Source organism: Enterobacter sp. 6722112, from assembly GCF_058661685.1.
The window spans coordinates 3,808,658-3,830,813 of record NZ_JBZWGR010000007.1; the positions used below are offsets into that span (position 1 = coordinate 3,808,658).

Annotated in this window: 26 protein-coding genes; 12 read left to right on the forward strand and 14 right to left on the reverse strand. The window is 54.4% G+C overall.

All coding sequences use genetic code 11. From position 1 onward, the window contains the following. Nucleotides 1-5 precede the first annotated feature (5 nt). From mreD to csrD, 4 genes are all read right to left on the reverse strand, one after another. Complete coding sequence (mreD, locus tag AC4OVU_RS19640; RefSeq protein ID WP_003860402.1) at nucleotides 6-494, reverse strand: rod shape-determining protein MreD; 489 nt, start codon at nucleotides 492-494, stop codon at nucleotides 6-8. Beyond that, on the reverse strand, nucleotides 494-1,510 hold the full coding sequence (gene mreC / locus AC4OVU_RS19645) for a rod shape-determining protein MreC (RefSeq protein ID WP_491928768.1): 1,017 nt from the start codon (nucleotides 1,508-1,510) through the stop codon (nucleotides 494-496). The genes mreD and mreC overlap by 1 nt, the downstream gene beginning before the upstream one ends. Nucleotides 1,511-1,572: 62 nt before the next feature. Next, nucleotides 1,573-2,616 carry a rod shape-determining protein MreB gene (gene mreB, locus AC4OVU_RS19650; RefSeq protein WP_000913396.1) on the reverse strand — a complete coding sequence of 348 codons (1,044 nt, stop codon included), beginning with the start codon at nucleotides 2,614-2,616 and terminating at the stop codon, nucleotides 1,573-1,575. Nucleotides 2,617-2,898: 282 nt separating this feature from the next. Continuing rightward, a complete protein-coding gene (csrD, locus tag AC4OVU_RS19655; RefSeq protein ID WP_110292546.1) occupies nucleotides 2,899-4,839 on the reverse strand; it encodes an RNase E specificity factor CsrD in 1,941 nt (646 codons plus the stop codon). Nucleotides 4,840-5,023: 184 nt separating this feature from the next. On the opposite strand from csrD, the gene acuI reads away from it, so the two are divergent. The 12 genes from acuI to fis all read left to right on the forward strand — a co-directional run bounded on the left by acuI (nucleotide 5,024) and on the right by fis (nucleotide 15,389). Beyond that, nucleotides 5,024-5,998, forward strand: a complete 975-nt coding sequence (gene acuI / locus AC4OVU_RS19660; RefSeq protein ID WP_491928769.1) for an acrylyl-CoA reductase (NADPH) — start codon at nucleotides 5,024-5,026, stop codon at nucleotides 5,996-5,998. Between the two features lie 77 nt (nucleotides 5,999-6,075). Then, complete coding sequence (gene msrP, locus AC4OVU_RS19665) at nucleotides 6,076-7,077, forward strand: protein-methionine-sulfoxide reductase catalytic subunit MsrP (protein WP_015572016.1); 1,002 nt, start codon at nucleotides 6,076-6,078, stop codon at nucleotides 7,075-7,077. After that, nucleotides 7,078-7,677 carry a protein-methionine-sulfoxide reductase heme-binding subunit MsrQ gene (gene msrQ / locus AC4OVU_RS19670; RefSeq protein ID WP_003860393.1) on the forward strand — a complete coding sequence of 200 codons (600 nt, stop codon included), beginning with the start codon at nucleotides 7,078-7,080 and terminating at the stop codon, nucleotides 7,675-7,677. A gap of 234 nt (nucleotides 7,678-7,911) precedes the next feature. After that, a complete protein-coding gene (gene aroQ, locus AC4OVU_RS19675; RefSeq protein ID WP_003860391.1) occupies nucleotides 7,912-8,364 on the forward strand; it encodes a type II 3-dehydroquinate dehydratase in 453 nt (150 codons plus the stop codon). Between the two features lie 21 nt (nucleotides 8,365-8,385). Further along, a complete protein-coding gene (gene accB / locus AC4OVU_RS19680) occupies nucleotides 8,386-8,850 on the forward strand; it encodes an acetyl-CoA carboxylase biotin carboxyl carrier protein (protein ID WP_015572018.1) in 465 nt (154 codons plus the stop codon). A 10-nt stretch (nucleotides 8,851-8,860) separates the two neighbouring features. Further along, nucleotides 8,861-10,210, forward strand: coding sequence for an acetyl-CoA carboxylase biotin carboxylase subunit (gene accC / locus AC4OVU_RS19685; RefSeq protein WP_003860388.1), 1,350 nt, complete (start codon nucleotides 8,861-8,863; stop codon nucleotides 10,208-10,210). A gap of 108 nt (nucleotides 10,211-10,318) precedes the next feature. Further along, nucleotides 10,319-10,561, forward strand: coding sequence for a YhdT family protein (locus tag AC4OVU_RS19690; RefSeq protein WP_003860385.1), 243 nt, complete (start codon nucleotides 10,319-10,321; stop codon nucleotides 10,559-10,561). Beyond that, the gene (panF, locus tag AC4OVU_RS19695) at nucleotides 10,551-12,002 is read left to right on the forward strand and encodes a sodium/pantothenate symporter (RefSeq protein WP_040118164.1); all 1,452 of its coding nucleotides are present in this window, start codon (nucleotides 10,551-10,553) and stop codon (nucleotides 12,000-12,002) included. The genes AC4OVU_RS19690 and panF overlap by 11 nt, the downstream gene beginning before the upstream one ends. 11 nt (nucleotides 12,003-12,013) lie before the next feature. Continuing rightward, the gene (gene prmA, locus AC4OVU_RS19700; protein WP_015572021.1) at nucleotides 12,014-12,895 is read left to right on the forward strand and encodes a 50S ribosomal protein L11 methyltransferase; all 882 of its coding nucleotides are present in this window, start codon (nucleotides 12,014-12,016) and stop codon (nucleotides 12,893-12,895) included. A gap of 137 nt (nucleotides 12,896-13,032) precedes the next feature. After that, nucleotides 13,033-13,773 (forward strand): carbonic anhydrase, encoded by a 741-nt coding sequence (locus AC4OVU_RS19705; protein WP_110292545.1) that lies wholly within the window; start codon nucleotides 13,033-13,035, stop codon nucleotides 13,771-13,773. Between the two features lie 330 nt (nucleotides 13,774-14,103). After that, the gene (gene dusB / locus AC4OVU_RS19710; RefSeq protein WP_006812176.1) at nucleotides 14,104-15,069 is read left to right on the forward strand and encodes a tRNA dihydrouridine synthase DusB; all 966 of its coding nucleotides are present in this window, start codon (nucleotides 14,104-14,106) and stop codon (nucleotides 15,067-15,069) included. 23 nt (nucleotides 15,070-15,092) lie between these two features. Next, nucleotides 15,093-15,389, forward strand: coding sequence for a DNA-binding transcriptional regulator Fis (gene fis / locus AC4OVU_RS19715; protein WP_491928770.1), 297 nt, complete (start codon nucleotides 15,093-15,095; stop codon nucleotides 15,387-15,389). 153 nt (nucleotides 15,390-15,542) lie between these two features. On the opposite strand, the gene AC4OVU_RS19720 is transcribed toward fis, so the two are convergent. From AC4OVU_RS19720 to AC4OVU_RS19765, 10 genes are all read right to left on the reverse strand, one after another. After that, nucleotides 15,543-15,734: a hypothetical protein gene (locus tag AC4OVU_RS19720; RefSeq protein ID WP_001549737.1), complete on the reverse strand. Its 192-nt coding sequence runs from the start codon at nucleotides 15,732-15,734 to the stop codon at nucleotides 15,543-15,545. A gap of 2 nt (nucleotides 15,735-15,736) precedes the next feature. Beyond that, nucleotides 15,737-17,398, reverse strand: a complete 1,662-nt coding sequence (locus AC4OVU_RS19725) for a terminase large subunit (protein ID WP_049040949.1) — start codon at nucleotides 17,396-17,398, stop codon at nucleotides 15,737-15,739. Continuing rightward, a complete protein-coding gene (locus AC4OVU_RS19730; RefSeq protein ID WP_000113647.1) occupies nucleotides 17,382-17,738 on the reverse strand; it encodes a phage terminase small subunit P27 family in 357 nt (118 codons plus the stop codon). The genes AC4OVU_RS19725 and AC4OVU_RS19730 overlap by 17 nt, the downstream gene beginning before the upstream one ends. Nucleotides 17,739-17,868: 130 nt before the next feature. Continuing rightward, nucleotides 17,869-18,021, reverse strand: a complete 153-nt coding sequence (locus AC4OVU_RS19735; RefSeq protein ID WP_165410125.1) for a hypothetical protein — start codon at nucleotides 18,019-18,021, stop codon at nucleotides 17,869-17,871. After that, nucleotides 18,014-18,457, reverse strand: coding sequence for an HNH endonuclease signature motif containing protein (locus AC4OVU_RS19740; protein ID WP_127791643.1), 444 nt, complete (start codon nucleotides 18,455-18,457; stop codon nucleotides 18,014-18,016). Before AC4OVU_RS19740 ends, AC4OVU_RS19735 begins: the two co-directional genes overlap by 8 nt. Continuing rightward, nucleotides 18,457-18,750: a head-tail connector protein gene (locus AC4OVU_RS19745; protein WP_032655285.1), complete on the reverse strand. Its 294-nt coding sequence runs from the start codon at nucleotides 18,748-18,750 to the stop codon at nucleotides 18,457-18,459. The genes AC4OVU_RS19740 and AC4OVU_RS19745 overlap by 1 nt, the downstream gene beginning before the upstream one ends. Further along, entirely contained in the window at nucleotides 18,747-19,085 is a 339-nt protein-coding gene (locus AC4OVU_RS19750) for a phage head closure protein (protein WP_032655287.1), read from the reverse strand. The genes AC4OVU_RS19745 and AC4OVU_RS19750 overlap by 4 nt, the downstream gene beginning before the upstream one ends. Beyond that, the gene (locus AC4OVU_RS19755; protein ID WP_172701058.1) at nucleotides 19,082-20,308 is read right to left on the reverse strand and encodes a phage portal protein; all 1,227 of its coding nucleotides are present in this window, start codon (nucleotides 20,306-20,308) and stop codon (nucleotides 19,082-19,084) included. Before AC4OVU_RS19755 ends, AC4OVU_RS19750 begins: the two co-directional genes overlap by 4 nt. A gap of 1 nt (nucleotide 20,309) precedes the next feature. Then, nucleotides 20,310-20,870: an HK97 family phage prohead protease gene (locus AC4OVU_RS19760; protein WP_172701059.1), complete on the reverse strand. Its 561-nt coding sequence runs from the start codon at nucleotides 20,868-20,870 to the stop codon at nucleotides 20,310-20,312. Between the two features lie 51 nt (nucleotides 20,871-20,921). Beyond that, a complete protein-coding gene (locus AC4OVU_RS19765; protein ID WP_491928771.1) occupies nucleotides 20,922-22,088 on the reverse strand; it encodes a phage major capsid protein in 1,167 nt (388 codons plus the stop codon). Nucleotides 22,089-22,156: the final 68 nt, after the last annotated feature.

Consider the following 22,156-nt stretch of genomic DNA (forward strand, 5'->3'; position numbering starts at 1 on the left):
ACCTTTTATTGCACGGCAAACTGCTGGCGAATTTTACGCATCAGCAGGAACAGCCACGGCCAGAGCACACCGTTTACTACACTACTCCAGAACACTTCCGGTCGGAAAGAGACGTTGATCACTAAAAACTCTGCCCAGAAAACAACGATATCCGCAGCGAGCGACAACAACATCACTACCAGCGCCTGTTGCCAGAGCGCAAGGTTACGAAAGAGCTGGAATTTGAGTGCGACGAGATACGCAATAATGCTCATGGATAAGGCGCGGACGCCAAGCGTAGAGCCACTGATAAGATCCAGTATGGCACCCATCACAAAACCTGTGCCGACATTTACTCGGTGCGGCAGGGCAAGGATCCAGTAGAGCAAAATGAGCAATACCCAGTTTGGCCGGAAAACAAGAATGTCGTCCGGCCAGGGCATAATTTGCAGCAACAGTGCAACGAGGAATGAGAGCCAGATTACCCAGCGCCCCTGGCTACGATAACTGGCCACTACTGCCCTCCACCCGAGACTTGCGGCGGTGGGGGCGCATCCGGCAGCGGCTGCGTTAACCCCGTCGCCGGAGCCGGTACGGGTGCAGGTGGTCCCATCGCATCCGGCGCAGGCAACACCTGCGGCATCATCTGCATCAGGCGTTCGTTGGCCACGCGATGCACATCTTCCGGGGTCATCGGGTTAGCGCCGTTACGATCGGCGCCCCACAGCAGCAACAGGTAGCGCAAACGCTGCAAGCCGGCCGTTGGACGCGCCTGAATCACGGTGTAGGCACGCTGAGTGTCGAGCTTCACGGAAGAGACAACCGCAACCGGGTAGCCCTCAGGGAAACGACCGCCCAGACCGGACGTCACCAGCACGTCGCCCACGCGGATATCCGTGTTGGCAGGCAGGTGTTCCAGTTGCAGATCGTCCGTGCAGCCATTACCGGCGGCAATCACGCGAATATCGTTACGCAGCACCTGAATCGGCAGTGCATGGGTGGCATCGCAAATCAGCAACACGCGGCTGGTCAGTTTGGCAACCGCCACAACCTGGCCCACGACGCCCTTATCGCTGATGACAGGCTGACCTTCGTATACGCCGTTCACGCTGCCTTTATCAATCACCACCTGATCACTGTACGGATCGTTTACGGTGGAGATTACCTGGGTGACCATTTTCTGTTCATCCTGGCGCAGCGGCGAGCCGAGCAGTTCGCGCAGACGGGCGTTTTCCTGCTTATATTGCCCCAGCATCAGCAGCTCGCTATTTTTCAGCAGCAGTTCCTGGCGTAACGCACGGTTTTCGAGTTCGAGCTGGTCACGCGATGAGAGCGTTTGCGACACGGAGTCGAGCAGTTCACGGGGACCATTTGAAATAAAGTAGAAAGGACTGACGGCGGTATCCATGTACGTTCGGATCTGACTGAACGTACCGAGGCGGCTATCGGCAATAATGACCCCGAGCGCAACCAGAACCGCCAGGATCAGGCGAAACTGTAGCAACGGGCCACGGCTAAAAATTGGCTTCATAGGCTATGCGTATTCTCGCGTCAGAGAGAAAGGGTAGCGAATTGCTACCCTCTCACACCCGACTACTCTTCGCTAAACAAGTCGCCGCCGTGCATGTCGATCATTTCCAGCGCCTTGCCACCACCACGGGCGACGCAAGTCAGTGGATCTTCTGCAACTACGACAGGAATACCTGTCTCTTCCATTAACAGGCGGTCGAGGTTACGCAGCAGCGCACCACCACCGGTCAGAACCATACCGCGCTCGGAGATATCGGAAGCCAGCTCTGGCGGGCACTGTTCCAGCGCAACCATCACCGCGCTCACGATGCCGGTCAGCGGCTCCTGCAACGCTTCCAGGATTTCGTTGGAGTTCAGGGTGAATCCGCGTGGCACGCCTTCAGCCAGGTTACGACCGCGAACTTCGATCTCGCGTACTTCATCACCCGGATAGGCAGAACCGATTTCATGCTTGATGCGCTCTGCGGTTGCTTCACCGATCAGAGAGCCGTAGTTACGGCGAACGTAATTGATGATGGCTTCGTCGAAACGGTCGCCGCCGATACGCACGGAAGAGGAGTACACCACACCGTTCAGGGAGATAACGGCCACTTCAGTGGTACCGCCACCGATATCCACCACCATAGAACCGGTAGCCTCAGAAACCGGCAGACCCGCACCAATTGCCGCAGCCATCGGTTCTTCAATCAGGAACACTTCACGCGCACCGGCACCCTGAGCGGATTCACGGATCGCACGGCGTTCAACCTGGGTTGCGCCAACCGGCACACACACCAGCACGCGCGGGCTTGGGCGCATGAAGCTGTTGCTGTGAACCTGCTTGATGAAGTGCTGAAGCATTTTTTCGGTCACGAAGAAGTCAGCAATAACGCCGTCTTTCATAGGGCGGATCGCGGCGATGTTGCCCGGCGTACGGCCCAGCATCTGCTTCGCATCATGACCTACTGCGGCCACGCTTTTTGGCGAGCCGGCACGATCCTGACGAATGGCCACAACGGAAGGCTCATTCAATACGATGCCTTGTCCTTTTACATAAATAAGGGTATTCGCGGTACCCAGGTCAATGGACAGGTCATTGGAAAACATGCCACGAAATTTTTTCAACATACTAAGGGATAATCCTGAAAGCTGGGGCGGAAAACAAAATCCGCTTACTTTACCAACCACACGCAGCAGCGACAAGGCGCAAAAATCGTCTGCTACGGTGAAAATTAGTGCAGCACGTTTCCTTTGTTACAAATTCATCCCCTGAATCCCTCAGGGCTGAGTAAACAGCAGCGTCCCTCACTTTCACTTGTAACCCACTAAAGGTCGTTCACTGGCTTTTATGCTCGTCTTACTCAAAGCTACAGGCGCGATATTCTACGTGAAAACAAAGTAAACGGCAGGTCAAACAGAGTATCTTTGCAAATATTTTTTCACATTGGTGTCAAGCGGCTGAGAGGCGGCAAAAAAATCCCCCTGACCGCCCGTCACGCCGCGCTCTGTCAACATCTGCCATTCACTGCGTGAACGTACGCCTGTGGCAAATACTTGCGTTTGCGTTCCTTTGCACGCTTCCACCAGGCTTTGTACCAGCAGCTGGTTTTCCGTGCGTTTTTCAATATTCCTTACCAGACCCGGATGCAGCTTCAATAATTCAACATCCAGCTCTTTGATCCAGCGGGTGCTCACCAGCGTCAAACCCGCCTGGGTTACCGCCACGCGAGCCCCAAGCGCATTGATTAAACGCACTACCGGGCGCAACCGGCTGATGTGTTGACCTACATCTGCCTCTGCAAGTTCAAAAATAATGCGTTTGCGTTGCGATTTTTCGCATTGCATTAACGTGTCACGTAACCAGCGCTGGAAACGCGGACGGATCAGCGATTCGACGGTCACCTGTAAAGCCAGATTTTCTTCAGGCCAGTACGATAAAAACGGAATGAGACGGGTGATTTGCTGACGGTCATACTCTTCGGACAATCCGAATTGCAACACCATGGGCAGATATTCCGCGGAGATAACCTCTTCTGTGCCATCAAAAATACGGCACATCAGCTCACGATGATGAACATGACCATTCTTCATGACCGCCGGTTTTTGATAGATGCGCGGTCCGCCCCGGCTAAGCATCTGTTCAATCAGGGTTCGCCAGCGCACGTTGCCGCGCCCTTTCTCCGGCAGCGTATCATCATAGACTGCCCAGCCGTTCGCCCCCTGCAATACGGCGTTACGCGTGGCCGCTTCCGCATGTTCCATCACCTGCTCCGTCGACTGACCGCCGCGCCAGGCACAGATGCCCATATGCACCATATCGTCTCTGTCGAGCATTTTGCTCTGGGGCAGCGCATCGACGGCTTTCAGCAGCTGGCTGGCGATACTCTCGGACTCCTTTAAGGTGCGATGCGGCAGCAAGACGGCAAAGTCGCTGCGGTGGTAGCGTGCCAGTAACGCGCCGGGGTAGCGCATAATAAAGGTGGACAGCAGGTTAATCAGCGTAAAGAGGTTCTCTTCCGCCACGCGCTGACCCCAGGTATCACGGAGCAGATCGAAGTCGGGCAGGCGAATCATCATTACCACGCCATGCGTACCCACCTTTTCGGGGTCATCAAGAAGGGTAGCCAGCTGATTATCAAAGAAGAGACGGTTGTTGAGGCCCGTTTTGTTATCCTGCGCGGCGTAAGAGCGAATCAACGTGTCCATACGGCTACGCTGATCGCTGGCAAACTGGATTTCGGAGAGCAGCACGTCCAGGGCGCTACTGGTGCGTGATGGCCATTCATAAGCCGATCCCCGCACCTGTGGACCCCGTTCGCCATTCAGTATCCGCACGGAGCGTGTTTCCAGCAGTTCCTGGCCGGAAAGTTGACGACGCTGCCAGCGAACGGCGAGGAAAATCAGCAGTACGATAAAGGCAACGGCGATGGTTAAGGGCGCGGTGGTCATAAGCGAGCGTAAATAGTTGCTCATCGGATCCTGGTACATCAGATGAATTGTCATACCCGGATGTTTAAGTGAATTAACCGTGACGTCCCGATACTGATCTACCGTGCCGGCAGGACGATAGCTGCCCTGGCGGGTATGGCTGAAAACGGTCTGCTTCCCCTGTTTAATGTCGATCTGCACGATATCCACAGGCACCATTAACTCATCCAGCTCACGCGAAAGCGCCGGGAAGGAGGTTGCAATCAGGCGAGTGTCGATAACCGATGCAACCGATTCAACCCGGTTAACCAGCTTATCCTGGATGGCATTGTAAAAGCTCAGCGAGCAGCCGATTAGCGTGACAAATATGGTCAGCCCCGTCAGCAAGGTGATAAAAGCTGAGAACTTCGTCGTTAATCGCATCCTTGAGATTACTCCGTGGGTTGAAGGGGGGTGCAAGTGAGCACTAACTTGCATTTCAAATGCGGCATACTACCAAACCTGGCGTATCTGGCAATTTATTGCGTTAAATCGGCACTGCGTTTCATTGAGCGAGTATAGTCATCAGAACATATTTTCCCATCATCAAACCTAGTGAGGACCCAGTATGCAGGCTTTGATCTTAGAACAGAAGGACGGCAAAACCGTTGCCTCAGTGCAAGCCATCGAGGAGAGCCGCCTGCCGGAGGGCGACGTGACCGTAGATATCGACTGGTCCAGCCTGAACTATAAGGATGCGCTGGCCATTACGGGAAAAGGTAAAATCATCCGAAATTTCCCGATGGTGCCAGGAATCGACTTTGCAGGCCGCGTACATACCAGTGAAGATCCACGTTTTCACGCCGGACAGCAGGTGCTGCTCACCGGCTGGGGCGTAGGTGAAAACCACTGGGGCGGACTGGCAGCGCAGGCGCGCGTAAAAGGTGACTGGCTGGTCCCGATGCCGAAAGGCCTGGACGGTCGTAAGGCGATGATCATCGGCACGGCAGGTTTCACCGCCATGCTGTGCGTGATGGCGCTGGAAGAGGCCGGGATCCGCCCTGACTCTGGCGAAATTGTCGTCACCGGCGCCAGCGGCGGCGTGGGCAGCACGGCCGTCACGCTGCTGCACAAGTTGGGGTATCAGGTCGCTGCCGTCTCAGGCCGCGAAAGTACGCATGATTATCTACGTCAATTGGGCGCAAGCCGCATTCTGAGCCGCGACGAATTCGCCGAGACCCGCCCGCTGGAAAAACAGGTCTGGGCTGGCGCAGTAGATACCGTCGGCGACAAAGTGCTGGCGAAGGTGCTGGCGCAAATGAATTACGACGGCTGCGTGGCGGCCTGTGGACTGGCGGGTGGTTTTGCCCTGCCGACGACGGTGATGCCATTTATTCTGCGTAACGTGCGTCTTCAGGGTGTCGATTCGGTCATGACCCCAGCCGAGCGGCGAGCTGAGGCCTGGGAACGTCTGGTGCAGGATCTGCCAGCCTCATTCTTTGACCAGAGCGCCACTGAGATTACCCTGAGCCAGGCGCCAGAGTTCGCCAATAAAATCATGGACAATCAGTTCCACGGTCGTGCGCTGGTTAAAATCGCCTAATCTTCAAATTTTCGTGACATATTCGCGCTAACCCTCCTCCTCCGTCATGCTTAGAAAAACGCCTGACGGAGGATGCCATGAAAACCCGAAAACTGACGGAAGCCGACGTAACGTCTGAATCTGTCTTTATGCTACAGCGCCGCCAGATCCTGAAAATGCTTGGCATCAGCGCCACCGCCCTGACGCTCACCCCTGCGGCCCATGCCGATCTGCTCGACTGGTTTAAGGGCAACGATCGCCCGAAAGCCCCCTCCGGCGCACCGCTTAACTTCACCAAACCGGCGCAGTGGCAGAATAAACTGGCGCTGACGCCGGAAGATAAAGTCACCGGCTATAACAACTTCTATGAGTTTGGTCTCGATAAGGCCGATCCTGCCGCCAACGCCGGGAGCATGAAAACCGATCCCTGGACGCTGAAGATAGATGGCGAGGTGGCAAAACCGCTGACGCTGGATCATCATGACCTCACCACCCGCTTCCCACTTGAAGAGCGCATTTACCGTATGCGCTGTGTGGAAGCCTGGTCGATGGTGGTGCCGTGGGTAGGTTTCCCTTTGCATAAACTGCTGGCGCTGGTTGAGCCCACCAGCAACGCGAAGTATGTTTCCTTCCAGACGCGCTACGCCCCGGACGAGATGCCAGGCCAGAAGGATCGGTTTATCGGCGGCGGGCTGGAGTATCCCTACGTTGAAGGTTTACGTCTCGACGAAGCCATGCATCCGCTTACGCTGCTCACCGTCGGGGTTTATGGCAAAGCGCTACCGCCGCAAAACGGGGCGCCCATTCGCCTGACCGTACCGTGGAAATACGGTTTCAAGGGCATCAAATCGATCGTCAGCATTAAGCTCACCCGTGAACGCCCCCCCACCACCTGGAACCTGGCTGCGCCTGACGAGTATGGTTTTTTTGCCAACGTTAACCCGCACGTTGACCATCCGCGCTGGTCGCAGGCAACGGAACGTTTTATCGGCTCCGGCGGCGCGCTGGATGTTAAACGCCAGCCAACGCTGCTGTTTAACGGCTATGCGGATGAGGTGGCATCCCTCTACCGTGGGCTGAATTTACGGGAGAACTTCTAAGTGCGTTTAACGGCAAAGCAGATAACCTGGCTGAAGGTACTCCTGCATTTAGCAGGATTGCTCCCCTTTATCTGGCTCTTCTGGGCAGCCAGCCAGGGACAGTTTAGTGCCGATCCGGCGAAAGATATTCAGCATTTTACGGGTCGGATGGCTCTGAAATTTTTGCTGGCGACCTTGCTCGTCTCACCGCTGGCGCGCTACGCTAAACAGCCATTATTGATACGCACCCGTCGGCTTTTAGGGCTATGGTGTTTTGCCTGGGCGACGCTGCATCTCACCAGCTACGCCCTGCTGGAACTGGGCATTAACAACCTGGCACTCCTTGGCAGCGAACTTGTGACGCGTCCCTATCTGACGCTGGGTATCGTAAGCTGGCTGGTTTTACTGGCGCTGACGCTGACATCCACGCAGTATGCGCAGCGAAAACTGGGTCGACGCTGGCAACTGCTGCACAACTTCGTCTATCTTGTCGCGATCCTCGCCCCGATTCATTACCTGTGGTCGGTGAAGATTTTATCCCCTCAGCCGGTCATCTACGCCCTGCTGGCCCTGGCCCTTTTAGCGTGGCGTTACAAGAAGTTCCGCCAGTGGTTGCGATAGTTCACGAAACTGTGCGTTTTCCCGCAGATTATTTATCAACCGCGAATCTTTTTCGGATAGCGGTTGATAATCTTCCCTGATAAGACCAGTATTTAGCTGCCAAATGCTACGAAATCGTTATAATGTGCGACTTCGGTTTTCCGGACAGGGGTTTTAGGCCTCTGAAAGGGTGACAATTGCGCTTTGAGGGTATATGTTGTTTTTTACCCGAAAATCGCAGGAGATAGCGGCACAATGGCTGACAAATTCCAAATTTTAGTATTGAACGGTCCGAACCTGAACATGCTCGGCACCCGTGAGCCAGAGAAGTACGGCACGCTGACATTGAGCGAAATTGTTAACCGTCTGAGTACGGAAGCAGCCTCGCTGAATGTGGATTTGGACCATTTTCAGTCAAACGCGGAGTACGCAATCATCGACCGTATTCATCAGGCTAAAGACACTGTGGACTATATCCTGATCAATCCGGCCGCGTTTACGCACACCAGTGTTGCTATACGCGACGCACTGCTCGCGGTGAGTATCCCGTTTATCGAGATCCACCTGAGTAACGTGCACGCCCGAGAGCCGTTCCGCCACCATTCCTACCTGTCAGATATCGCCGCTGGCGTGATTTGTGGGCTGGGTGCAGACGGCTATTCATACGCTTTACAGACAGCGGTAAAACGCTTGTCACAATCACACTAAACAAGAGTACGGAACCCACTCATGGATATTCGTAAGATTAAAAAACTGATCGAGCTGGTTGAAGAATCAGGCATCTCCGAACTGGAAATTTCTGAAGGCGAAGAGTCTGTACGCATCAGCCGTGCAGCCCCGGCCGCTAGCTTCCCGGTAATGCAGCAAGCTTACGCTGCGCCAGTGCAGCAGCCTGCGCTCTCCGCAGCCGTTGCACCAGTGGCAGCAGAAGCGGCACCTGCGGCTGCAACAGAAATCAGTGGTCACATCGTACGTTCCCCAATGGTTGGTACTTTCTACCGCACCCCGAGCCCGGACGCGAAGGCGTTCATCGAAGTGGGTCAGAAAGTCAACGTAGGCGATACCCTGTGCATCGTTGAAGCCATGAAAATGATGAACCAGATCGAAGCAGACAAATCAGGTACTGTGAAAGCGATCCTGGTCGAAAGTGGTCAGCCGGTAGAATTTGACGAGCCGCTGGTCGTCATCGAGTAACGAGGCGAACATGCTGGATAAAATTGTTATCGCCAACCGTGGCGAGATTGCACTGCGTATTCTTCGTGCCTGTAAAGAACTGGGCATCAAGACCGTGGCCGTGCACTCAAGCGCGGATCGCGATTTAAAACACGTATTGCTGGCGGATGAGACGGTCTGTATCGGTCCGGCTCCGTCCGTAAAAAGCTATCTGAACATCCCGGCGATCATCAGCGCCGCCGAAATCACTGGCGCGGTCGCGATTCACCCGGGTTATGGTTTCCTCTCTGAGAACGCCAACTTTGCTGAGCAGGTTGAACGCTCTGGCTTTATCTTCATTGGCCCGAAAGCCGACACCATTCGCCTGATGGGTGACAAAGTGTCTGCCATCACCGCGATGAAAAAAGCCGGCGTGCCAACCGTACCGGGCTCTGACGGCCCGCTGACCGACGATATGGATGCTAACCGCGCCCATGCTAAACGCATTGGCTATCCGGTGATCATCAAAGCGTCCGGCGGCGGCGGCGGTCGCGGTATGCGCGTTGTACGCAGCGATGCTGAACTGGCGCAGTCCATCTCCATGACCAAAGCGGAAGCGAAAGCGGCTTTCAGTAATGACATGGTGTACATGGAAAAATACCTGGAAAACCCACGCCACATCGAAATTCAGGTGCTGGCTGACGGTCAGGGCAACGCGATCTATCTGGCAGAACGTGACTGCTCCATGCAGCGTCGTCACCAGAAAGTGGTCGAAGAAGCGCCAGCGCCGGGCATTACGCCTGAACTGCGTCGCTACATCGGTGAGCGTTGCGCCAAAGCGTGTGTCGATATCGGCTATCGCGGGGCGGGTACCTTTGAGTTCCTGTTCGAAAACGGCGAGTTCTACTTCATTGAGATGAACACCCGTATTCAGGTTGAACACCCGGTTACCGAAATGATCACCGGCGTTGACCTGATCAAAGAACAGCTGCGTATCGCAGCCGGTCAGCCGCTGTCCATCAAACAGGAAGAAGTTGTGGTTAAAGGCCATGCGGTAGAGTGCCGTATCAACGCCGAAGACCCGAATACCTTCCTGCCAAGCCCGGGTAAAATCACGCGTTTCCACGCGCCGGGTGGCTTTGGTGTGCGCTGGGAGTCCCATATCTACGCCGGTTACACCGTACCGCCGTATTATGACTCAATGATCGGTAAGCTGATCTGCTACGGCGAAAACCGTGACGTGGCCATTGCCCGCATGAAGAACGCCCTTCAGGAGCTGATCATCGACGGGATCAAAACCAACGTTGATCTCCAGATGCGCATTATGAGCGACGAGCACTTCCAGAATGGTGGGACTAACATCCACTACCTGGAGAAAAAACTCGGTCTGAACGAGAAGTAAAAGACCAGTGTTGCTAAAAGGCCGGATTATCCGGCCTTTTTTATTTCTGGGGATCGCTAAGCCCCATCATGTACAATCCCCGCTTTCTTCATCCACAAGGGACAAAAAATGGACAAACGTTTTGTTCAGGCCCATAAAGAAGCGCGCTGGGCGCTGTGGCTGACCCTTCTCTATCTCGCCGCGTGGTTAGTAACTGCTTACTTACCTGATTCGGCGATTGGCATTACCGGCCTCCCGCACTGGTTTGAAATGGCCTGCCTGCTGCTGCCGCTGGTGTTTATCCTGCTGTGCTGGGCGATGGTGAAATTCATCTATCGCGATATTTCACTGGAGGACGATGATGCAGCTTGAAGTCATTCTGCCCCTTATCGCTTACCTGTTCCTGGTGTTTGGCCTGTCGGTTTATGCGATGCGTAAACGTTCGACCGGCACCTTTCTGAACGAGTATTTCCTCGGGAGCCGCTCTATGGGTGGCGTCGTGCTGGCCATGACGCTGACCGCCACGTACATCAGCGCCAGCTCGTTTATCGGTGGCCCCGGCGCCGCTTATAAGTACGGGCTGGGCTGGGTACTGCTGGCCATGATCCAGCTGCCTGCCATCTGGCTCTCTCTGGGCATACTGGGTAAAAAGTTTGCCATTCTGGCCCGTCGCTACAATGCCGTAACGCTGAACGATATGCTGTTTGCCCGCTATCAGAGTCGCTTGCTGGTATGGCTGGCAAGCCTGAGTCTGCTGGTGGCGTTTATTGGCGCAATGACGGTGCAGTTTATCGGCGGGGCGCGACTGCTGGAGACGGCAGCCGGGATCCCCTATGAGACGGGCCTGGTCATTTTCGGTGTGAGTATCGCGCTGTATACCGCATTTGGCGGGTTCCGCGCCAGCGTACTCAACGACACGATGCAGGGGATGGTGATGCTCATTGGCACCCTCGTTCTGCTGGTGGGTATCGTGCATGCCGCAGGGGGCCTGAGCCATGCGGTTGAAACCCTGGAAGCGATCGATCCGAAACTGGTCTCACCGCAGGGGGCGGATGACATCCTCTCTCCAACCTTTATGACCTCGTTCTGGGTACTGGTGTGCTTTGGCGTGATTGGCCTGCCGCATACCGCCGTGCGCTGCATCTCATATAAAGACAGCAAAGCGGTGCACCGCGGGATCATTATCGGGACAATTGTGGTGGCGATCCTGATGTTCGGTATGCACCTGGCGGGTGCGCTGGGACGCGCGGTGATCCCTGACCTTACCGTACCGGATCTGGTCATTCCAACCCTGATGGTGAAAGTGCTTCCGCCGTTTGCCGCCGGGATTTTCCTCGCCGCACCCATGGCGGCCATTATGTCGACCATCAACGCTCAGTTGCTGCAAAGTTCCGCTACGATCATTAAAGATCTCTATCTGAATTTGCGTCCTGAACAGGTCGAAAATGAGCGACGCCTCAAGCGCATGTCGGCGGTGATTACCCTGGTGCTGGGGGCGTTGCTGCTGCTGGCCGCGTGGCGTCCACCGGAGATGATCATCTGGTTGAACCTGCTCGCCTTTGGTGGGCTGGAGGCCGTTTTCCTGTGGCCGCTGGTGCTGGGGCTCTACTGGGAACGCGCGAATGCCGCGGGTGCATTAAGCGGCATGATTGTCGGGGGCGTCCTGTATGCTGTTCTCGCCACGTTTAAAATTCAGTATCTGGGCTTCCATCCGATCGTGCCTTCGTTACTGATAAGTTTACTGGCGTTTGTGGTGGGAAACCGTTTTGGTCGACCGGTGCCACAAACTGCCCTGATTTCTACTGATAAATAAAGAGTTTTGCCATGCCGTGGATCCAATTAAAACTGAACACAACCGGCGCGAACGCCGAAGAACTGAGTGATGCGCTGATGGAGGCCGGTTCGGTCTCTATCACCTTCCAGGACACGCATGACACGCCGGTCTTTGAGCCGCTGCCAGGCGAAACGCGCCTGTGGGGTGATACGGACGTTATCGGCCTGTTCGATGCAGAAACCGACATGAAAGAGGTCGTGGCGATTCTGGAAAACCATCCGCTGCTGGGCGTGGGTTTCGCGCATAAAATTGAACAGCTGGAAGACAAAGACTGGGAACGCGAGTGGATGGACAACTTCCATCCGATGCAGTTTGGTCAGCGTCTGTGGATCTGCCCAAGCTGGCGTGAAGTTCCCGATAAAAACGCCGTCAACGTGATGCTGGATCCGGGTCTGGCGTTCGGCACCGGCACCCACCCGACAACCTCCCTGTGCCTGCAATGGCTGGATGGCCTAGATCTGGAAGGCAAAACCGTGATCGACTTCGGCTGCGGATCCGGGATCCTTGCTATCGCGGCGCTGAAACTGGGCGCCGCCAAAGCCATCGGGATCGACATCGATCCGCAGGCGATTCAGGCCAGCCGTGATAACGCCGAGCGTAATGGCGTTTCCGATCGCCTTGAACTGTATTTGCCCGATGCACAGCCAGAGGCGATGAAAGCCGATGTTGTGGTCGCGAATATCCTGGCTGGCCCGTTACGCGAGCTGGCGCCGTTAATCAGCGTGCTGCCGGTTGAAGGCGGTCTGCTGGGCCTGTCCGGTATCCTTGCCAGCCAGGCAGACAGCGTCTGTGAAGCCTACGCCGATCTCTTCGCGCTCGACCCGGTGGTCGAGAAAGAAGAGTGGTGTCGCATCACCGGCCGTAAAAAATAAGCGTTTGGCGTGGTCGTCTGACCACGCCTTTTCCCTTCGGTTTTTTCTCCCGCCTTCTTCCTTTCTTCGATAAAATAACCGCACAAATCATAATGTTACTCATTGATTTGGATAATAAAATTCACAGGAAGAATATGATGAAACACATTTCAGGCAAGGCAGCGCTGCTGGCGCTGAGCATGATTTCGGCTACGGCTTACGCATCACACTGGAGTTATCAGGGAGAAGGCGCACCGGAACATTGGGGCGAACTGGACGAGGCGTACAAGACGTGTAAAAGCGGAATGTATCAGTCGCCGGTCAACATAGATAACACGGTCAAAGCCCACATCTCTCCGCTGGAAACGCACTATATCGACGGCCCGGTCATTCTGACAAACAACGGCCATACTATCCAGGCAAGTGAAAATGCCGATACACGCGACAGCATCACGCTTGATAAACAGCGCTGGACGTTACAGCAGTTCCATTTCCATGCGCCATCCGAAAACACGGTGCACGGTAAAAAATACGCAATGGAAATGCATCTGGTCCATAAAAACGCTGACGGCGAACTGACGGTCGTTGCCGTTATGTTCGATCAGGGCGCGGCAAACACTGAACTGGATAAACTCTGGGGCGTGATGCCTGGACAGGTTGACCAGAACGTAACGATTAAGCCAACCCTCGATATGAATAAATTACTGCCCACGGATAAAACCTACTGGCGTTTTAGCGGCTCTCTGACCACGCCACCGTGTTCAGAAGGGGTGACATGGCTGGTGCTCAAGCACCCGCAGACCGTCTCTGCTGAACAGCTGCAAAAATTCACTAACACCATGCACCATGAAAACAGCCGCCCGGTTCAACCGCTTCATGGCCGTCTGGTTGTTGAATAAGTCGATTTTTTTACGCTGATATCCTGTGCTGAAATGCGACGCAGATCGCAAAGAAGCGCCATAATCTGCTGCTTATAGCAGCAGATTATCCCGGACAATTGATTCATTTATTCAGAAATGATGAGAAGTTACGGGAAATTGTAAGCGCCCACAAAATGTTCATTTATTCATAACACAATGATTTAAATAGCGAATAATCTTATCCAAAAAGAATGACTGGCGATTCCTTGATCTACAACAGAGGATTGTTCAAAGTTTGGCCTTTCATCTCGTGCAAAAAATGCGTAATATACGCCGCCTTGCAGTCACAGTATGGTCATTTCTTAACTCATGCGCATCGGACACCACCAGCTCAGAAATCGCCTGATCGCAGCCCCAATGGCAGGTATTACCGACCGGCCGTTCAGGACGCTGTGCTACGAGATGGGAGCAGGATTAACCGTTTCCGAGATGATGTCGTCTAACCCGCAGGTTTGGGAAAGCGATAAGTCCCGCCTTCGGATGGTGCACGTGGATGAACCAGGTATCCGCACCGTGCAAATTGCCGGAAGCGTGCCTGAAGAGATGGCAGATGCCGCGCGTATTAACGTGGAAAGTGGCGCCCAGATTATTGATATCAATATGGGTTGCCCGGCCAAAAAGGTGAATCGCAAGCTTGCAGGTTCAGCCCTTCTGCAATACCCCGACCAGGTGAAGTCAATCCTGACGGCGGTTGTCAGCGCAGTGGACGTTCCTGTTACGTTGAAGATTCGCACGGGTTGGTCGCCGGAACACCGTAACTGCGTAGAGATTGCCCAACTGGCCGAAGACTGTGGCATTCAGGCCCTGACCATTCATGGACGCACTCGCGCCTGTTTGTTCAACGGTGAAGCTGAATACGACAGCATTCGGGCAGTTAAGCAGAAAGTTTCCATTCCGATTATCGCGAATGGCGACATTACTGACCCGCTTAAAGCCAGAGCTGTGCTCGACTATACGGGAGCTGATGCTCTGATGATAGGACGTGCCGCTCAGGGAAGACCCTGGATCTTTCGGGAAATCCAGCATTATCTGGACACTGGGGAGCTGCTTGCCCCGCTGCCTCTGGCAGAGGTCAAGCGCTTGCTTTGTTCGCATGTTCGGGAATTGCATGACCACTACGGCCAGGCAAAAGGGTACCGAATTGCGCGTAAACACGTCTCCTGGTATCTCCAGGAGCACGCTCCAAATGACCAGTTTCGGCGCACATTCAACGCCATTGAGGATGCCAGCGAACAGCTGGAGGCGTTGGAGGCATACTTCGAAAATCTTGCGTAATGAAATAAAGAGCTGACAGAACTATGTTCGAACAACGCGTAAATTCTGACGTACTGACCGTTTCTACCGTTAACTCTCAGGATCAGGTGACTCAAAAGCCCCTGCGTGACTCGGTTAAACAGGCACTGAAGAACTATTTTGCTCAACTGAACGGTCAGGATGTTAATGACCTGTATGAGCTGGTACTGGCTGAAGTTGAACAGCCACTGTTGGACATGGTGATGCAATACACCCGTGGTAATCAAACCCGCGCTGCCCTGATGATGGGCATCAACCGTGGTACCCTGCGTAAGAAACTGAAAAAACACGGCATGAACTGATACATTTCAGCTATGTTATTGAATAAAAAGGCGCTACTCGGCATGGGATAGCGCCTTTTTTATTAATGTTTATACAGATGTTTATACAGTTTTGTCTGAACAAACAAAAAAGCACCAGAACAATACTGGTGCTTTATGGGAGATGAACCTCTTTCAACGCCTTAATTTATCTGGCTTTCGCCACTGATAGGGGGGCGCTTCCATCCGCTGGCGGTGCCGCTGTTTAGCTGCCAAAACCATAGCTGTTTTAGTACGGATCACCAGCTTATCCTGCCCGTTAAGTTCATGGCCCAATTGACGTGCCATTTCGTCGATAACAGATTCAATTTTCTTGTGTTTGAGCATGTTCAAATCCCGGTAAATTCCGCAAGTCGCTGCTTATGGCTATCGCTCATATCGAATGCAAAATCCTCGTGCTCTGCCTGGAATGTGCCGAACGCCATAAGCGCAGAAACCGCAGGGTCTATCTTGTTGGAGGACTTCTTTTTATTGGGCTTAATGTTGGCGTTGGCGTCGGACTCCATCACCACGTTGCCAATCGCCCAGGCCAGAACCGGATCGCCACGATGACGTACCACCTTGCGGTTAACAAAAACCTCAAAGGATTTCGCTACCGGGCTGAATTTAAGATATGTTTGCGGGAACGGCTCTACATCGAGGCCAGCCCCCTGCAACTGGGTGCGCAAGTGTGTGGCGTTCCACGTATCAAAGCCCACCAGCCGGATATTGAAGGTTTCAGCATCGCGCAGGATATCGTCACGGATGCGATCATAGTCGATGCAGTCGCCGGGGGTGGTTCGTATCCAGCCCGCTTTTACCCACTGCCGATAGATGGCACGATTTTTGTTAGCAACATTAAGTAGCTGCGCTTCGGGCAGATAGTGCCGGGTAAGAAGCCTGATCTCGCGTTCAAACGGGAAAGCGTAACTCACACTGGTAATATCGCTGGTCGAGGACAGGTCAAATCCGGCGTAACACTCCATCCCGGCCAGATCTTCTTCGGCATAATCGAGTGCACAGGCATCCCATGCACCAGCCCCCATCCACGGTGTGGAACCCTGACACCAGATGTTGAAACGCTTGGTCAGCATCTCCACCCATTGTGACGGTATACCCCGCGCTTTCTGGATGGTGGATTCCAGTTTCGCCGCGTCAACGGACACATGCAGATTAGGGTTGGCCTTGATCCACATTTCCGGCTGCTCAACCTCGCTTTCGTCGTCCAGCTCGTAGATCAGGACAAACAGTGAATCGTTGCTCTCTTCCCCGGCCAGAATCTGACAGCAGTAGTCATAATGCTGTTTACAGGCAGAGACAACGTTACTCCCGGCGGTAGTGATGGCAAACAAAATCGCCTCCGGACGGGCGCCCATACCCAGCTCAAGGGCGGAGTAAACGCCGTTATCCGGGTGAAGGTGGTACTCATCGACAATCGCCAGGCTGGGGTTAGTCCCTTCAATAGTGGCCGCTTTCGCCGCCAGCGGCTTTAGCAGGCTGTTGCTCTTCGGGAAAATGACCTTATGCGCCTGAATATTTACGCGCTTTTTCAGCGGTTTTGACAGCAGGCACATCTGGCGGGCATCGTCGAACACTATTCGGGCCTGATCCCGACTCACCGCCGCCGTGTAGATATCCTGCTGGCCCTTCTCCATTACCAGAAACCAGTTAGCCAGCATGGCGGCCACGGTGGATTTGGCATTCTTGCGCGGCACCTCAATAAAGGCGCTGCTGTACTTACGGCGGCCTGTCTCTCTGACTTTAAAGCCCAGCAGGTTAGCAAAGGCGAACTGCTGCCACGGCTCCAGCTCGATTGGCTGGCCCCGAAGCGGGCCTTTGACGTGAGGACAGAGCCGGGAGAACGCAATAAACCGCTCTACGGTCGCCGTATCGAACTCATAACGGGGGTCATTCAGGTCTGCAAAGTACCTTTCCACGGCCTGTTTTACGCGCTTACAGGCCGGAATTTCACCCGTTTTTATCGCATTTGCGTACTCATTCCAGACGGTCAAGCTCGTCCTCCTCTTCCGTTTCCACCGGGTTACGGCGACGGCTTACCGGATCAAAGCCCAGCAGCGACGACATTTTAATCATGATTTTTTCAGCATCGGCCTTTGCACTCAGTGCCGGATTTCGGCTCTCTCCACCCTGGCTGTTAACAATGCTAAACCCACGGCTGGCAAGGTCTTCCACTGCTTTGCGGTACATCGAATAGTTGACGCAAAAAAGCTCAAGGTTGTTCCAGTCGGCGGGTGTCAGATCGCCACGCTCGGCCAGTTGCTTCGCTTTCGCTTTCCACTGCTGCGCGGCTAACTCATCAAGGTAAGCTGGCGGTTTTGGTGGTCTTGCCATAAAAATTTCTCGTTTCCATCGCGTTTTATTTTCAAAAAAATCACCGTGCGTAAAAATTTGAGGGGGCGGGTGGTGCCTTGCGGCTGGGGTTTTGTCCTGAAAACCTCCCCCACCCCATCTGTGCGGTCTGTCAGCGGTTGCGGAAGCATTCCATCACCTCCCGCTCACGCTCACTCATGCGTTTCACTGGCTGGCGCTCATTGCATCTGGTGCGGGTCTGCATAAACCCATCACGGCAGCGGGCCAGCGACTGATAAAGATTCACCACATCTTTCTCATTCATCGCGGGCCTCATACATCCAGTTATTGCGCTGCGCTGCCCGTTCCTCCTGCTCGATGTAGAGCCCTGCTTTGCGGTTCGCTTTGGTGATGGGGTCCTGTTGCGTAGTCTTCTGGTTATGATGCGTCTGGCATAACGGCTGGTGATTCCACTCAGGCCAGAACAGAACATCATCACCGCCGTTGATAGGGATGATGTGATCGACAATCTTCGCAGGAACGTAGAGGCCCAGCTTCTGGCACTCAACACACAGGGGGTGACGTTTCAGATACTGAGCGCGATACTTCTCCCATGAGACTGAGTAACCACGGGCGCGGCGGTGTCCGCGTCTGGCATCCTGTTCCCGCCATGCTTCTCGCTTGTGCTCATCGCACTTGCCGGACCTCACCCGCTTATTACATCCCGGCTCGGTGCACCGGCGCATTGGTTGCCACGGCATCAGTACACCCCCACATCACGATAGACCGACCACAATGCAGATATAGCCAGCGGAACCTCTTTCGCCTCAGTGTCACCAATCATCGTGCGGTACTCATAAAGCTGAGAGACGTACATCAGACAGCCGATCCTGATAGCGGGGGTAAACTCCAGACCGTTATCAAATCGCTTACCGATATGCTTCTGGCAAACCTCCAGCGCCGCATCGATGTACGCCTGTATCAGCGTGTCTTCATCATTGCCATCAATACGACAATGCAGCTTTGCTTCAGCCAGGGTGATTTCAGTTGTCATTTCTCGGTCCCCTGTTTGCAGAGAATTTCAAGATGCGTCATGCCTGAGTCCGGTATCGGTGGTCCAATGATGTTGAGCGTTGCCCCGGCAAACGGGCCAGTCAGCACCTTCAGGCGGTTGGCGGCAGTAATATCGCGGCGGAATCGCACCCAGACGCGGATCGTTGCTTCGGCAACCTCAGCACCAGCCGCCACCAGTTCACGACCACTGATCCCCTTAACCTCAGCCCAGATGGTTTCCCCGTCTTCCCACACCTGAATAACCTGACCAGTTGAATCACGGTCGGTAGTGAATACCCGGATAGTGACGCGGCTTCTCAGTCCTCCGGCTCTCATAAGTCACCGTCCTTGCTATCTTTACTGATCTTCACTTCCTGCTTCCATGCCTGACTGAATTCGTCACCACCTTCACGCGGCGGCATACCCTCACGCTCACGGGCTTCGTTCGGGTTCATAATCCCGTTCTTGATACCGCGCTCATAAGTGGCGTAACGCTCGGTAGGTGTGGCACGGAGAAGGTCAACAGAGTCAAACTCCACCTGATAGCGGGTTCCCGGAACGGGAGAGGCCACCAGCAGCGCGGATTTAATTTGTTGCTCGAAGTTCGCCAGCCACGGACGCATCGTCATGGTGAGAAATGCGCGGCTCGCCTCACTAAAGTTGCTGTAGGTGCTGTTGCTGTATTCCTGCAGGAAGATGGGGGACACGTTGAACATGCGGGCAATGTCTTCAATGGAGAAGCGCCGGGAGGCCAGCCACTCAGCATCCTGATTGCTCATGCCAAGTTGCTTATAGTCCATGCCACCTTCAAGGATCGGCGTTTTCCCGGCATTTCTGGCACCTTTGTAACGTTCCAGCGCATCCATTGCCTGTTTGCCCTTCACGCTGTCGAGCCATTCTTTAGTTACCACTACCCCCGAAGCCATCATTCCATCTTTCATAATGCTGGCACCGTGGCGCTGTTGGGCCAGACCTAACCCCAGCGCCTCACGGCAGATGGTGATCGGCGAACGCCCCAGAAAACCATCATCGGTGGAGTAACGCAGGTGCAGAATCTCTTCCTGCAGGTAGGTGCGCACAGCCCCGGTAAACGGCTCAGTAACGGTGTATTTATATTTATGCTGGCCGATACGCTCAGGAACAACGCTCCCAGGCGCATACGGGTGCAGGGATTGCGGTTGCCCGTCTCGGCCCCACTGGATCACCGCATAGGCGTTACCGTTCAGCAGACAGTGACGCATCATCGTGCGTTTAAACTGGTAAGGCGTCTGGCAGTCGTTCGGCTGCTCGTTCAGGAGAAAATCTACCGGGTGATTGCTCAGCCATTCCCGCGCCTCTCGCCCGTTATCATTACGGACGCGGTAAAGGTAGCAGGGCATTGTTGCCACGGCCTCACTGATAACTGACACGGCGTTCATCACCGCAGGCAGAGATTCCGCAGTACCCGCAGACACATATTCGCCTGATCCGGTATTTGGAATCCCTGCCCACGCCATTAACTCATCAATGGTCATGCTGCGTTGTTCAGACTTACGGCTACGAGGCCAGATTTTCCACATATCACAGCCCCGCTAATTCAGCCCAGCGGCGGCGGTTATCGCCAGCGCGGCGCAGTTCAGGATGTTGGGAGAAAAGCGACCGGTGCGCAATCTCCACGCCGGACTCAGGGTAAGCAGGCATAGAAGTAACGGTGATTTCGCGTAGTTCAGCAGTGATGACGGTTCGCGTGTAAGGTAATTTCGCTGTATCCCAGAAATCTTTTGACGCACGGAAACCAAAGCTCATGCCGGAAATGTCACCGCGCTCCACCAGCTCCAGCACATCATTCCCAAGCTGGGTGTTCGGCGGGGTCAGCTCGAAGCGCAGCCCGGTATCGTCCTCGGACAGCACCAGCGTGCCGGATTTGGTACGCCCCAGCAGTTGGGTATAGTTATGTTCGTACAGCGCACGCACATCGCTACCGGATGCCAGGCTGTCTTTAAACGCCCCCGGCGCGAACTGCTCACGAAATTCATCCCAGATAATTTCTGACAGGCTGTTCCATCGCACGGCATAGCCCACCAGCTTTTTATTGCTGGCGCTCAGATCGGAGGTGCGGATTTCAAAATCTATTGTTTTCATTACTGGACTCCACAGAGGGCAAAAAGGGGCCGAAGCCCCTTAAACGTCAGATCAGGAACCGGAGCCGGAAAGCTCAAGCACCTTAATGGCGTTGGAATCCACTACACCGCCGCCCAGGTATTTATCGGTATGGATTTTCAGGAAACCCGGTTCGGTGATGTTGTCAGGGCGGGTACGCACGCCAGTGGTGTGATCCACGATGAAATAGCCGCGCTTGAAGTCGCCTACCGCGAGGAATGCTTTACCTGCCTCCGCATCCGGCATAGTTTCCAGATACTGAACCGGACGGCCCAGCAGCGTATCGGGAGAACCGGCAACCAGACGATCGCGCCAGATGTAATCCCCGTTGCCGTTTTTCAGCTTTTGCAGCGTAGCGGCAGTGTTGGAGTTCATCACCCATACGGCATTTTTGCGGTATTTGGCTTTCAGTTTATACAGCAGGTCGATCAGACCATCAGAGGAAACGGCAGCAGCTTCCATCTTCTCCAGCGTGCCGAACGGACGGGTTTTATCGCTGGTGGCCGCACGCGGATAGGACAGGAACCCTTTGGATTTTTTATCACCGTCGCCGTTCACAAAGTCGGTTTCTTCGGTAGCAGTGAAGGTGTCGGTGATTTCGGAAGACAGCCAACCCAGAATATCAACTTCGGAGAAGTCGAGGATTTCCTGAGTGGTTTTCGGGTAGGCGTAGATCGGGTTGAGTTTGATATCAACGCGCTCCATCTTCGGTGTGCTGGTTTCGGTACGCGCTTCGCCTTCGGTTCCGCGCTTAACGGTAGTGCCGCCCACTGACACCAGCTTCTGGTATTCGTTGGTTTTGGTGGTCTTCACCGTGGCGATGGAGCGCATAACGCTGTCATCCTGCAACTGGCGCATGATATCTTTGTCCAGCTCAGGGATAACTGTATAGCCGCCGTCAGCCTGCACCAACGTGGAGAGAGAGCGGGTATCGCCGGTCATGATGTAGTGGCGCAGCTCATCGTTGCTTACACCTTTACCTTCAACAGAAGTACCAGGCAAATTGCGCTGATCGTCGGCGACAGCCTCAAGGCGGGTAATTTCAACTTCAAGCGCATCAGCTTGGGCGCGGAGTTCGTCGAACTGCTTTCCCTCTTCATCGTTCAAGCTTCGCTTTTCGCTGTCAGCTTTTTCCAGCATGGAACGCATCTGGGTTTTGAGTGCGGTTTTCTGCTGGCGTAATTCAAGTAATTTCTTCATGGAGTGGTTTCCGTAACAATTAATGTTGAGACGTGAAACCTGCGCTTGGAGGGATGTCCACCTGGAAA

Excerpts from the sequence above, each read along its gene's own strand:
- aroQ (WP_003860391.1), top strand. The coding sequence starts at position 7,912 with ATGGCTGACAAATTCCAAATTTTAGTATTGAACGGTCCGAACCTGAAC.
- fis (WP_491928770.1), top strand. The coding sequence starts at position 15,093 with ATGTTCGAACAACGCGTAAATTCTGACGTACTGACCGTTTCTACCGTT.
- csrD (WP_110292546.1), bottom strand. The coding sequence starts at position 4,839 with ATGCGATTAACGACGAAGTTCTCAGCTTTTATCACCTTGCTGACGGGG.
- AC4OVU_RS19755 (WP_172701058.1), bottom strand. The coding sequence starts at position 20,308 with ATGTGGAAAATCTGGCCTCGTAGCCGTAAGTCTGAACAACGCAGCATG.
- msrP (WP_015572016.1), top strand. The coding sequence starts at position 6,076 with ATGAAAACCCGAAAACTGACGGAAGCCGACGTAACGTCTGAATCTGTC.
- AC4OVU_RS19765 (WP_491928771.1), bottom strand. The coding sequence starts at position 22,088 with ATGAAGAAATTACTTGAATTACGCCAGCAGAAAACCGCACTCAAAACC.
- AC4OVU_RS19730 (WP_000113647.1), bottom strand. The coding sequence starts at position 17,738 with ATGGCAAGACCACCAAAACCGCCAGCTTACCTTGATGAGTTAGCCGCG.
- AC4OVU_RS19745 (WP_032655285.1), bottom strand. The coding sequence starts at position 18,750 with ATGACAACTGAAATCACCCTGGCTGAAGCAAAGCTGCATTGTCGTATT.
- AC4OVU_RS19735 (WP_165410125.1), bottom strand. The coding sequence starts at position 18,021 with ATGAATGAGAAAGATGTGGTGAATCTTTATCAGTCGCTGGCCCGCTGC.
- accC (WP_003860388.1), top strand. The coding sequence starts at position 8,861 with ATGCTGGATAAAATTGTTATCGCCAACCGTGGCGAGATTGCACTGCGT.
- AC4OVU_RS19705 (WP_110292545.1), top strand. The coding sequence starts at position 13,033 with ATGAAACACATTTCAGGCAAGGCAGCGCTGCTGGCGCTGAGCATGATT.
- AC4OVU_RS19760 (WP_172701059.1), bottom strand. The coding sequence starts at position 20,870 with ATGAAAACAATAGATTTTGAAATCCGCACCTCCGATCTGAGCGCCAGC.
- accB (WP_015572018.1), top strand. The coding sequence starts at position 8,386 with ATGGATATTCGTAAGATTAAAAAACTGATCGAGCTGGTTGAAGAATCA.
- acuI (WP_491928769.1), top strand. The coding sequence starts at position 5,024 with ATGCAGGCTTTGATCTTAGAACAGAAGGACGGCAAAACCGTTGCCTCA.
- AC4OVU_RS19720 (WP_001549737.1), bottom strand. The coding sequence starts at position 15,734 with ATGCTCAAACACAAGAAAATTGAATCTGTTATCGACGAAATGGCACGT.
- AC4OVU_RS19740 (WP_127791643.1), bottom strand. The coding sequence starts at position 18,457 with ATGCCGTGGCAACCAATGCGCCGGTGCACCGAGCCGGGATGTAATAAG.
- mreC (WP_491928768.1), bottom strand. The coding sequence starts at position 1,510 with ATGAAGCCAATTTTTAGCCGTGGCCCGTTGCTACAGTTTCGCCTGATC.
- mreB (WP_000913396.1), bottom strand. The coding sequence starts at position 2,616 with ATGTTGAAAAAATTTCGTGGCATGTTTTCCAATGACCTGTCCATTGAC.
- dusB (WP_006812176.1), top strand. The coding sequence starts at position 14,104 with ATGCGCATCGGACACCACCAGCTCAGAAATCGCCTGATCGCAGCCCCA.
- prmA (WP_015572021.1), top strand. The coding sequence starts at position 12,014 with ATGCCGTGGATCCAATTAAAACTGAACACAACCGGCGCGAACGCCGAA.
- AC4OVU_RS19750 (WP_032655287.1), bottom strand. The coding sequence starts at position 19,085 with ATGAGAGCCGGAGGACTGAGAAGCCGCGTCACTATCCGGGTATTCACT.
- AC4OVU_RS19690 (WP_003860385.1), top strand. The coding sequence starts at position 10,319 with ATGGACAAACGTTTTGTTCAGGCCCATAAAGAAGCGCGCTGGGCGCTG.
- panF (WP_040118164.1), top strand. The coding sequence starts at position 10,551 with ATGCAGCTTGAAGTCATTCTGCCCCTTATCGCTTACCTGTTCCTGGTG.